The 10904-nt window shown below is 47.4% G+C and carries 10 protein-coding genes and 1 CRISPR repeat array; of the genes, 5 read left to right on the plus strand and 5 right to left on the minus strand.

Features of this window, described 5'->3' with window-relative positions:
• Window positions 1-196 precede the first annotated feature (196 nt).
• Together QUB16_RS31745 and QUB16_RS31750 are read right to left on the minus strand one after the other, a co-directional pair.
• Window positions 197-1132, minus strand: coding sequence for an isoaspartyl peptidase/L-asparaginase (locus tag QUB16_RS31745; RefSeq protein ID WP_333322253.1), 936 nt, complete (start codon window positions 1130-1132; stop codon window positions 197-199).
• 51 nt (window positions 1133-1183) lie between these two features.
• Window positions 1184-1411: a hypothetical protein gene (locus QUB16_RS31750; RefSeq protein ID WP_445251183.1), complete on the minus strand. Its 228-nt coding sequence runs from the start codon at window positions 1409-1411 to the stop codon at window positions 1184-1186.
• Between the two features lies 1 nt (window position 1412).
• Between QUB16_RS31750 and QUB16_RS31755 the strand changes: the two genes are divergently transcribed.
• The 5 genes from QUB16_RS31755 (at window position 1413) to QUB16_RS31775 (ending at window position 5344) form a co-directional block, all read left to right on the plus strand.
• Complete coding sequence (locus QUB16_RS31755) at window positions 1413-1691, plus strand: hypothetical protein (protein WP_333322255.1); 279 nt, start codon at window positions 1413-1415, stop codon at window positions 1689-1691.
• A gap of 41 nt (window positions 1692-1732) precedes the next feature.
• A complete protein-coding gene (locus QUB16_RS31760; protein WP_333322256.1) occupies window positions 1733-2521 on the plus strand; it encodes an RNA methyltransferase in 789 nt (262 codons plus the stop codon).
• A gap of 262 nt (window positions 2522-2783) precedes the next feature.
• The gene (locus QUB16_RS31765; protein ID WP_333322257.1) at window positions 2784-4406 is read left to right on the plus strand and encodes a serine hydrolase; all 1623 of its coding nucleotides are present in this window, start codon (window positions 2784-2786) and stop codon (window positions 4404-4406) included.
• 62 nt (window positions 4407-4468) lie between these two features.
• The gene (locus QUB16_RS31770; RefSeq protein WP_333322259.1) at window positions 4469-4873 is read left to right on the plus strand and encodes a hypothetical protein; all 405 of its coding nucleotides are present in this window, start codon (window positions 4469-4471) and stop codon (window positions 4871-4873) included.
• A 6-nt stretch (window positions 4874-4879) separates the two neighbouring features.
• Entirely contained in the window at window positions 4880-5344 is a 465-nt protein-coding gene (locus QUB16_RS31775; protein ID WP_333322261.1) for a hypothetical protein, read from the plus strand.
• A 101-nt stretch (window positions 5345-5445) separates the two neighbouring features.
• Window positions 5446-6148: direct repeats of the CRISPR family, unit length 37 nt; unit sequence GTTTCAATCCCTGATAGGGGTTTAGGTTGATTCCGGC.
• Window positions 6149-6418: 270 nt separating this feature from the next.
• Here QUB16_RS31775 and obgE read toward each other — a convergent pair.
• From obgE to QUB16_RS31790, 3 genes are all read right to left on the minus strand, one after another.
• Window positions 6419-7459, minus strand: coding sequence for a GTPase ObgE (gene obgE / locus QUB16_RS31780; RefSeq protein WP_333322263.1), 1041 nt, complete (start codon window positions 7457-7459; stop codon window positions 6419-6421).
• An 898-nt stretch (window positions 7460-8357) separates the two neighbouring features.
• The gene (locus tag QUB16_RS31785) at window positions 8358-9257 is read right to left on the minus strand and encodes a Mo-dependent nitrogenase C-terminal domain-containing protein (RefSeq protein WP_333322265.1); all 900 of its coding nucleotides are present in this window, start codon (window positions 9255-9257) and stop codon (window positions 8358-8360) included.
• A gap of 418 nt (window positions 9258-9675) precedes the next feature.
• Window positions 9676-10749, minus strand: coding sequence for a class I SAM-dependent methyltransferase (locus tag QUB16_RS31790; protein ID WP_333322266.1), 1074 nt, complete (start codon window positions 10747-10749; stop codon window positions 9676-9678).
• Between the last annotated feature and the right edge of the window lie 155 nt (window positions 10750-10904).

The following is a 10904-nucleotide window of genomic DNA, read 5'->3' on the forward strand; positions in this document are numbered from 1 at the left end:
ATGCCTGTTCCACAAGAAAATTCACTCTTTGTGGAACAGGCATCTTGCCTGTTCTTGAGAATGGTGCAAGATGTGAGGCAAGATGGCTGTTCCACAAGAAAATTCACTCTTTGTGGAACAGGCATCTTGCCTGTTCTTGAGAATGGTGCAAGATGTGAGGTATCTGAACCGCAGACTGACAATTTATATCGGCTTTTTAAGCAAGAAAAATCAGCGTTCCCTTGCTCATTTCCAAAGTATCGCCCATTTGCATACCGTTGTGAAAAGCACCCAAAATCACCTCGCTAGTTTTGCCAAAAGCGATCGCCCCGCTAGCATCAATTCCAATTGCGCCAAAATCCCGTTGACGTTCGTCAGCTTCAGCAAAAGAACGCTCAAAAGCAGTTTTCAAACTCAAACCATCCGTTACCCGAATCACAATTCGCGCGGCCAAACACTCGTCCATAATGTGCTCGCCAATCCCCGTACAGCTTACCGCCGCACTTTGGGCCGCGTAATTTCCCGCCGGCATCGCCGAGTCGCTAACCCGCCCGATGCGCTCAAAACCCTTGCCACCTGTCGAAGTCCCAGCAGCCAAGCGTCCATGCACATCCAAAGCTACGACTCCGATCGTACCCACACCGGCCGGTTCGGCAACCACGTCAGCCATTGCTTTGCTAAAATTGCCTTGGCGTTCCTGCATCCACTCGTGCAAACGCAAATCCGTCATCGGATCGTAAATCGGCAATTGAAGTTCTCGCAGTAATTCCGCCGAACCAAAATCCGAGAGAACTCGATCGTCCGAATGCTGCAAAAATTGAGCAAGTTCGATCGGATGTTGAACGCGAGAAACATTAATCGCCCCGCTGAAACGCTGCATCAAACCATCCATCAGCGAAGCACTCATCCGAATTTGACCGTCCGACTGCACTACAGAACCAGTACCGGCATTGAATCGCGGGTCATCTTCCAACAATTGGCAGCCCCGCACCACTGCATCTACGGCACTTGCACCGTCTTTCAGCAGCGGATAAACTTCCTCCAAAACATCGTAAAGCGATTTCCGCACCGCCTCAATTCCGCCTTTACTGTGTAGAGAACTGCCGGCACCGCCGTGAATAACTAGCTTTGGTTGCACCTGTTGCGATGCCATACTTTTTAACCTAAAATTTTTCCTTTGCAATCTTAGCTTCGATCGAGCAAATTACCCTAAATTCTTAATCTTAAGCGGCCAAACGGCGGCGACGACAACGTTCGGAGCAGTATTTGACCTCATCCCAGCAGTCGGCCCATTTTTTGCGCCAAGTAAAAGGTCGATCGCACACTGGGCACATTTTTGTCGGTAAATCAGATTTCGATCGTTGCTTAGCCATGCTAATTTTGACAATAGATTAACTAACTCACATCTTGTACCATTTTTAGGAACAGGCAAGATGCCTGTTCCACAAGAGTTAAATTGGATTGTGGAACAGGCATCTTTCGATTATGAACAGGCTTTCCGGCCTGTTCCACAAGAGTTAAATTTGATTGTGGAACAGGCATCTTGCGATTATGAACAGGCTTTCCGGCCTGTTCCACAAGAGTTAAATTTGATTGTGGAACAGGCCGGAAAGCCTGTTGCTGAGGAAACAACCCGCATCTTGCCTGTGGTTGAGGCCTGTTCCACAAGAGTTAAATTTGATTGTGGAACAGGCCGGAAAGCCTGTTGCTAAGGAAACAACCTAATTTCTGCCAAACACCTCCCCAAATAAAAATGCTCGAAACGGCCGGCGCCAACATCCGAATAGTCTTAGTCGAACCTGCAGGCCCATTGAATGTCGGTTCTGTTGCCCGCGTCATGAAAAATATGGGTTTGCACCAATTAGTTTTGGTAAATCCCCAATGCGATTATTTAGGGGAAGAAGCCCGACTGATGGCTGTTCGCGCCGCCGACATATTGGAAACGGCCAAAGTAGTGGAGAGTTTGCCGGCTGCTTTGGTTGGGTGTGTCAGAGCGATCGCAACTACAGGGGATGATAGTCGATCGTTGCCAACACAACTAGAAGAACCCGCAGAGGCCTTGCCTTGGCTCCTAGAAGCCCCCAGCGCCCTCATTTTCGGCCGAGAAGACTGCGGCTTGACCAATGCCGAATTAAACCGCGCTCAACGCCTGATCCGCATTCCCAGCAGCGATGCCTACACATCTCTAAATCTCGCCCAAGCCGTCGCTATCTGCTGTTACGAACTATACAAGTCAGTTGTCAGTTGTCAGTTGTCAGTTGTCAGTGGCCAAAAGGAATCGGCTCCCTTGGAAAATTTAGAGGGATATTACCAGCAACTAGAAACGCTGTTACTCAAAATAGGATATTTGCAGCCGCACACAGCAGCAAGCCGGATGGAAAAATTTCGGCGTTTGTACAACAGGGCTTATCCGACAGTGGATGAAGTCGCCATGCTGCGGGGCGTCCTTCGCCAAACAGAATGGGCAATCAAAAGTTACCCACGAGAGGCAAATTCTGATACTCTGAATGGGGCGTTGCCGGAAAATCCAACGGATAGCTAGGAGAAAGGCTGATAATTGGGGATGTGAGATTGAGGATTTTTTTCACACAGAACTTTCCTTTACCCACTTGTCACCTTCATAACAGGGTTTCTTGACTAAAAACCTAAGCTTTGCGATAATTTGCGGGCAATAAACCCGGTTGCTGATACCATGCAGCGTCTGGGGTAAATCTAAAATCTAAAATCTAAAATCTAAAATTGATTGGCTGACAAGCTGAAAAATCTTAAACTTGAAATTTACAGTAGTGATGAAGGAGTAAGACGTGGCAGAGCGGTTTCCCAAAGGGTCGATATTATCGGTGATATCCTCGATATCCTCTGCCAACTCCGGCTCAAAGCAGCCTAAGTCAGGCAAAGCAAGTCAGTCTGGCAACTCGGGCCGTCGCCGCCCTTCGCAACCGCAAAACGGCAATTCAGAAATTCGATCGCCCGAACCTGCGACTTTGCCACCGCAACAAAGCCGCGGCAGCAGAATTGGAGCCAATTCTCCCACATCTTCGGAAGAATTTACTACACAAGACTTTTTATCCGATCCTCGATCGGCCATTAACCCCAGAAAACCCAGAGTCAGCAAGATTCCCCCGTCGAAAACTCGCCAACCCGGCAAAAAAGGTCTCGCTGCTGTCGATATGTTCGAGTTTCCGAACCCGAATCTGGAGCGGGAAAATGTGAGTTCGATCGCCAGCAATCCCAACAGCCAGCCCCCAACAGCCACTCCCCCTACCACCCGTGGAAGTCGTCCCAGTTCGCCCCCTGTTCGCATTCCAGACACGGTAATCCCCCCAGATGCCAAAAAACCCCCCGTGCCTAAACCGCGCCCACAAGCGAGCCAGAAGCCGGGTAAACGACCAGCATCTGCGAGCGTGCCGCCGTTGGTGTATGCTACTCGCTTGCTGATTTTGGGAGTTGGGATAGCGGTGATTTGCGGTACGCTGCTGTCGGTGGTGAATGCTGTGAGTCGAGCATCCACTGTAGCGGCAGAAGAACAAACCACCACAGGGCAGAACAACCCAGCCGATAGCGCATCTGCGGCACCTGCAGCCCCAGAAGTGCTGCAACTGAATCAAGAATTAGGAGCTTTGAAAACGCAAGTTCAGGTTTTAGCAACAGAAAATCCTAGTTTGACAGCCGGAATATTTCTAGTCGATTTAGATACTGGAAGCTACCTAAATTTTAATGGCGATACTGCTTTTGCTTCAGCTAGCACGATTAAAGTGCCAATTTTAGTAGCTTTTTTCCAAGCAGTCGATGAGGGCAAAGTGCAGTTAGATCAGACGCTGACGCTGAAGTCGGAACACATTGTGGGCGGTTCTGGGGATATGCAAGACGACTCTCCGGGCAAGAAGTATTCGGCTTTGGAAGTTGCCCAAAAGATGATTGTTGTCAGTGACAATACGGCGACAAATATGATGATTGAGTTGTTGGGAGGTGCTGAGGTTTTGAATCAGCATTTTGCAAATTGGGGTTTGAGTACCACGGTTCTGCGTAATAATTTGCCAGATTTGGAGGGAACTAATACTACCAGTCCGAAGGATTTGATTAATATCATAGCCCAGATCGATCGGGGTAATTTGGTATCGGTGAAATCGCGCGATCGTATTTTGCAAATCATGCGACAAACTAGAAATGATTCTTTGCTGCCGAAAGGTTTAGGCGAAGGTTCAATTATTGCTCACAAAACCGGCAACATTGATACAATTCTTGCGGATGCGGGTATGGTGGATTTGCCGAATGGTAAGCGTTATTTGGTGGCGGTGATGGTGAAGCATTCACCGGAAACGGAGAAGCCAGCTCAAACATTGATTCGGGAGATTTCTCGGATGAGTTACCGCTATTTGTACGGTGGGGAAACGCCAGCCGATTCAAAAGTGAAAATTAAAAATTGAAAATTCAACCGGGTTTTTTCCGGCTAGTGTTGTAGACTTTATCAAACTCTAAATCAGTTTGTATGATGAAACTAAACATCCGCCTTGCTTGTCTAGTAGCGCTCTCAATTTTAGCCGTTGGAGTTTCCCCCACCTTGAGTAATGCTAATCCTGCTCCTGAATATGAAACCGACGGCGTGAGAGTGATCAACAATAATATCGAACTCAATCGGGCAAAAAACTTAGCCCGTCAAGCTGCAGAAATTGCTAATGGGGGTTTAGGCAACTATCGAGCTGAAGCTTCTATGCACGGTACTTCTAAGGACTCGCCGTTTGTTGACAATGGCGATGGAACTTGGACTTTTACTTTTAAGGGTAACAAGCCTGGTTCGTCTGTCTATACTGTAGAAACGGTTGTTACGGTTTCTCAAGATGGCCGAATCAGAGTTGATTACAATGGGCCAATTCGCCAGTTATCTCCATTGTGAACAACTGTGCAAATACCGGGCTATGCAGCTTCAATACCCCGATCGGGATTTAAGCTAACGGCATTTTTTCCCTTTGTTACAATCAAGGGAATTCCCCTCCTCACATCAGCACTAATGCAAATTATCCTAGAAGTTCCCGATATCCTCGGCGAAAAACTGCAACAATTGGGCGATCGTCTCCCGGAAGCCCTGGATCGCGCACTTCGGGAACTCGCCCCCGCAGAAACCATCCCCTACCAAGACGATCGCCAAATAGTGGAACTGCTAGCCAGTCAACCCAGCCCAGAAGAAATCCTCGCAATCCCCCCCACACCTGCGTTGCAAGCCCGCATGAGCCAACTGCTCGATCGCAATAAATCCGGCACTATTTCGGCCAGAGAGGAAGTCGAACTCGATCGCTATTTGCTGTTAGAACATTGGGTGCGTTTAGCCAAAGCTCACGCCTACAAACGCTTACAGACAGCAGCATGAGCTATATCAAATCCGTTAGCATTGAAATTATTCATCTCTCTTATCTCTCTCTGTGTTCTCTGCGTCCTCTGCGGTTAAAAATTCCAATCCAACTGGAAACGATATCAATCCCTAATAGGGATTTAGGTTAATTGCGGCTTACACCGTTGATGCTCTAGTCAGCAAGTATTTTTCTGGTTTCAATCCCTGATAGGGGTTTAGGTTGATTCCGGCGGGGATTGCAAGATTTTTCTCTTTTTACTTTTACGTTTCAATCCCTGATAGGGGTTTAGGTTGATTCCGGCTCTTGGTGGGTGATTGCTGTACCGTCGGGCCGCAAAAAGTTTCAATCCCTGATAGGGGTTTAGGTTGATTCCGGCTCTGCAAATTATCATAATCCTCAATTACCCAAAGCCGTTTCAATCCCTGATAGGGGTTTAGGTTGATTCCGGCGATCCAGGATAAAGTCGGCGGCGTTTTTGAGTTTGGCCTTGTGTTTCAATCCCTGATAGGGGTTTAGGTTGATTCCGGCCGAGTTGCATTATTGCTGCAACTTCAAACCGCTGCGTTTCAATCCCTGATAGGGGTTTAGGTTGATTCCGGCTCCACATCATCGCTACAGAAGTGGAAGCCCAATATTTGCGTTTCAATCCCTGATAGGGGTTTAGGTTGATTCCGGCGTTTCCTTTTTTCTCAACAGCACCCGGCACCAGGTTTCAATCCCTGATAGGGGTTTAGGTTGATTCCGGCTCTTGGTGGGTGATTGCTGTACCGTCGGGCCGCAAAAAGTTTCAATCCCTGATAGGGGTTTAGGTTGATTCCGGCCGCCCGTGCCAGAAGCCTTACAGTATTTAGTTTTCAAGGTACAGTTCCGTGAACCATCTACAAAATATCATTTCAGGCACCGCCCTGTCAAGAGACAAAATTTTCAACAACCATCAAAGCTATACACAGCAATAATTTCAGCCTTTCCGTGAATCGATTTTTTCAGCATAGAGGCTCAAACCCTTGCCGCACAAGCCATACAGCCGAAAGATTTGACCCCCTCAAAAAAACACCTAGCCATTCACGGAAATTCCAGGAACCGGAAAGCGATTAAACACTCACCACTGCTAACTGTTCCGCAGCCTCTTTTTCGTTCATCTCGTCGAGTTTCTGCCAAACTTGCTGCATCAATTCATCCAATCCAACTCTACTAACGGCGGAAATTAACAAAATCGGAACGCCACTAATTTCTTTAAGTCTGCTGATTAAATTACCGATTTCTTCGCTTTCAAGATCGATCGCATCTACTTTATTAAAAGCCAAAATCTGCGGTTTATCGGCTAAACCACGTCTGTAAGCCTTCAATTCTTCCTGAATTGTGACATAATTGGCGATCGGATCTTCATCCGTAATATCAATCAGATGCAGCAACAACCGAGTTCGTTCGATGTGCCGCAAAAACTCGTAACCCAAACCCGCGCCTTCGTGAGCCCCCTCAATTAATCCCGGAATGTCTGCAAAAACAGTACCGTCGCCGGTCGGTTTTCTGACTACGCCCAAATTCGGGACTAAAGTTGTAAACGGATAATCTGCTATCTTGGGGCGAGCCGCAGATAAAGCTGAAATTAAGGTGGATTTGCCAGCATTGGGCATCCCCAGAATTCCCACTTCAGCTAATAGCTTCAATTCCAAACGCAAAAATTTGTGTTCTCCTTCTTTTCCCGGCATCGCATAATCTGGAGCGCGGTTAGAATTGGTTAGAAAACACTTGTTTCCCAAACCGCCTTTGCCACCTTTGGCTACGCAAAAAGTCTGTCCGGGCGTTACTAAATCTGCTAAGATTGCCTGAGTTTCCGCGTCGTAAACTACTGTACCGCAGGGAACTTCGATCGTGCGATCGTCCCCACCGGCACCTGTCATATTTTTCGGCGCGCCCCGCTTCCCGTCATCGGCTTTAAAAATCCGGTTGTACTGAAAATCTAGCAGCGTTTGCAGGCTTTCCACCGCCACCATATACACGGAACCGCCTTTGCCGCCCGTCCCGCCAGAGGGGCCGCCCGCTGGTACATACTTTTCTCTGCGAAAAGCTACCATACCGTCGCCGCCTTTGCCGGCTGCGACTTGAATATCTGCTCGATCGATAAATTGCATAATTTAGTCAGTAGTCAATTGTCAGTTGTCAATTGTCAGTTGTCAGTTGTCAATTGTCAATTGTCATTGGTCAGTAGTTATTATTATACCAGATGCAAGTACCATATTTCTCTTTTCCTTTAGTCCGGGTTGGCAGACGACAGCCAAGTTTAGTCGCGACTTACAGTTGCCCGAAAATTATAATTATACCAAGGTTTAAAAGTAGTTCAGAGCGAGAGATTGTACGCGAGCATCGGTATGGAAACGGCAATGCCGTGTCCGGCTCCTAAATCGGCGATTTTTAATAATTTGTATAAGCTTTAAAATTGTACCAAAACTTTGATTGAAGTAGTATTATCAAAGCCGATTTGATATTAGCAAGACTTACCGACAAAAACTGAATAAACCTGGTTTTTCTACTGGTTTTTTCTACTGGCTGGGATGGGTGTAATGATGTTTTTTCGTAGAAAAACCAGGTTTTTGCATTTTGGACTAATTAGTAGTCATTGGTTAATAAGCTGTGGAGCATTTAAACCACTAACGAGACCAGTAGGGTGCGTCAGCTCTCTGAGCTTCCACCGGCAAGGGAAACGCTGCGGACTGACGCACCATACAATACTATTTTAAATGCGTAACAGCTTAGTTACAGTCATTAATCCAAGATTTCACAAGAATGACAACGGGAGCATCTCTGTTTTGTAAAAAGCATTTTTTTTATTGTAGTGCGAGCGTCCCCGCTCGCGTATTGTACACGCGAGCGGGGACGCTCGCACTGTAAATGCAAAACTGAGATGCTCCCAATGACAACTGACAACTGCCTACTGCCTACTGACAACGGACTACTGACAACTAACTACTGACAACTGACAACTGACAACTGACAACTGCCTACTGACAACTGACAACTGACAACTGACTACTAACAATATGACGATACATCTTCCTTACATTCATCTGCCAAATAGCAGAGAGCTCGAAAGCGCATCCCGACTAACTGTTCGTAAAGCGGGTTAATCTGGCACATCGCCGGAATGTGGACGATTTTGTGACCAAATAACACGACATCTCGCTCAAACGGACACTGGGGCGGAATAATTTTACAGACAAAGTGTGCCACTTTGGGGTCGTGAATTTCCCAGCCGTCAAGCCAGTCTTTGACGGGTTGCAGGACATCTTTGTGGTGAGGTTTAGGTAGCCGAGATGAAAGGGGTGTTCCGGCGACGGGGGCGACATTGGCATCAAAGACTATTTGGCTGCTGGGCCCCTGCGGATCATCGCACTTGCTGTCTTCGATGGTGTGTCGCAGAGCTTCGAGCGCCTCTACATTGTGCCCCAAAGCTGTGCAAAACTTGTAGATTACCTCGTCTTCGCTGAGCGAGTAGGTACCGTCTGCCAAAGCTACCATGACTGCTGTCCTCAAAAAATTCTCGCCTTTGGCGGTGTCTTTCCCTAACACACCGGCTAATTCCTCTGGGGCAATAGGTTCAAAACCCTCCTCAAAAGATACCGGGTGTACTTCATCCTGAGTTAGATTGGCAATCATTTTTTGCTCGTCTTCGTCAAAGTTGCCGTCTGCCCAAGCAATTGTCAGCAATCCCCGCAGCCAAGCAGTAATCTCTTCATTGGTGCAGGAAGATTTAGCGTTACTCATTAGCGTCTTCTTCACTTGGATGTACCAGTCAATTTGTTCGTTTACAGCGGACTCAATATTCCCCTCCCAATAATTTTTACTGGTTTTGTGGTCGATGGATGATCTATTTGTGGAAGGTTTGTGCCCGAAGATTGCTCCAAACGCTTGTAGTGGATGTGTTAAAAGCATATTTGTTTTTCAGCAGCATCGCTAACTAGCGAGCTAATCTATTGGTTAATCCTATTCCCTAAAAAGTCATCTATCGGGAGGAATAGGTTTGTTGAATTGATCTTAACTCTAGTTGCACCCATTGAGATGGCGATCGACTTTTATTCAAGCCCGATTGCCATTAGCAACCCAATTTTTCGCAAGAAATAAAAGGTTGGCAAGCGTTGGATCTAATCACACACTGGGTTTGTCACCCAGGGGCGATCGAACTTCGCTCTCTTTACATTTTAATATATATTTTTGTAAATTTTTGTGTCCAGGCTGGGCAATATTAACAGCGAGCCGGCTTTAAGCTGTGGAAATAAAAATATCAGAGGAAACTGTTACTGCCGGTTATAAAGTTGTGGTTGCTGTGTCCGCCTAGAAATGACAAAAATTTTTAACTTCGGCGACACAAAATCCAGCGCAATTCCATTGGCGGGCGTGCGTTTGCCATCGGGAAGACATCTCGACCGGTGGCCCAACTGGGAAACCAGGGCGTCGGGGGCCAGGCTCCTTCTGGCAGGTGGTGGCGTTCGTACTCAAACACCAATTCGTCGGATATTTGGACTAAGGGCAAGCCTTCCATTGCGGTGGCGAGTTCTTGGGGTGTAAATAAAGTAGACCAGGAGAGTTGGGCAACTTGTCGCACGAGGGCATCAGGCTGGTAGTCGCCGACGGTTAAAAACGTGCTGAACAGCAACAGACCTCCGGGAGACAGGGAATCGCACATTTTAGCGAGGAAAAGCCGTACTTGATCGTTGTCTCGAAAATGTGAAATGACTTCGGCGGCAACTGCCAACTGGTAGCGGGCCGGTTTCATCCGCATTAAGGGGTCGAGCACATCGCCTTCAGTAACTGTCACGGGAAGGTTTTCGGCTGTTACTGCTGCTTTCAATTGTTCTGCAAAAGCTGGGGCTAGTTCGATCGCATCCACAGAATAGCCCAATCTCGCCAGCGGCAAGGTATTGCGGCCGGTACCAGCCCCCACGTCCAAAATCCGCACTCGATCGGGCGTGCCCAATTTAGCAGCCGTTGCCATCAATTTTGCATCGGGATGAGAACCGAAAAGCGGAGGTTCTCTGGTGTCTACCCAGCTTTTGTACTGTTCTCCAACACTTGAGGTAGTAACAATCACTTTGCAAGCTAAACCGGTTTGCGGCGGCTGTACTGATTCGTATTGCAGGATCAGCATCGATGCTGTGGAGGTGCGGTAGCCTTGTTCTAACTTGGTGGCTAAAAGCTTGCTGAGTTCGTCTCTGCGGTCTTCGGGCAGGGGTCTGTCGAGAGTGCTAAATAGATTTTCTATGGACTTTAGATAGTGGTTTAGCATTCCTGGGACGCAGGGGAAAATTAATTCTCCGCGAGCGTTTATGCGGGTATTAATTTTGTAGAGGATTGCTTGCTGGAGAATGTCGGGATTTACTACCAGCGGTAGCTGTTCGGTCTGGTTGATTGTACTTTCGGCGCCCATAAATTCCGCGAAGAGGTGATTAGTTGTTAGTTGTTAGCTCTTAGCTGTTAGCTGTTAGTTATTAGTTATTTGTTATTTGTTATAACTCACATCTTACACCTTCTCAAGAACAGGCAAGATGCCTGTTCCACAAAGAGTAGATTTTCTGCTTGTGG

This window comes from Microcoleus sp. D3_18a_C4 (assembly GCF_036702415.1).
In the GTDB taxonomy this organism is placed as follows: domain Bacteria; phylum Cyanobacteriota; class Cyanobacteriia; order Cyanobacteriales; family Microcoleaceae; genus Microcoleus.

What these genes read in the sequence shown, in the direction of transcription:
- QUB16_RS31745 (WP_333322253.1), bottom strand. Translation starts at nt 1,132, where the DNA reads ATGGCATCGCAACAGGTGCAACCAAAGCTAGTTATTCACGGCGGTGCC.
- QUB16_RS31755 (WP_333322255.1), top strand. Translation starts at nt 1,413, where the DNA reads ATGCCTGTTCCACAAGAGTTAAATTGGATTGTGGAACAGGCATCTTTC.
- QUB16_RS31760 (WP_333322256.1), top strand. Translation starts at nt 1,733, where the DNA reads ATGCTCGAAACGGCCGGCGCCAACATCCGAATAGTCTTAGTCGAACCT.
- QUB16_RS31770 (WP_333322259.1), top strand. Translation starts at nt 4,469, where the DNA reads ATGATGAAACTAAACATCCGCCTTGCTTGTCTAGTAGCGCTCTCAATT.
- obgE (WP_333322263.1), bottom strand. Translation starts at nt 7,459, where the DNA reads ATGCAATTTATCGATCGAGCAGATATTCAAGTCGCAGCCGGCAAAGGC.
- QUB16_RS31785 (WP_333322265.1), bottom strand. Translation starts at nt 9,257, where the DNA reads ATGCTTTTAACACATCCACTACAAGCGTTTGGAGCAATCTTCGGGCAC.
- QUB16_RS31790 (WP_333322266.1), bottom strand. Translation starts at nt 10,749, where the DNA reads ATGGGCGCCGAAAGTACAATCAACCAGACCGAACAGCTACCGCTGGTA.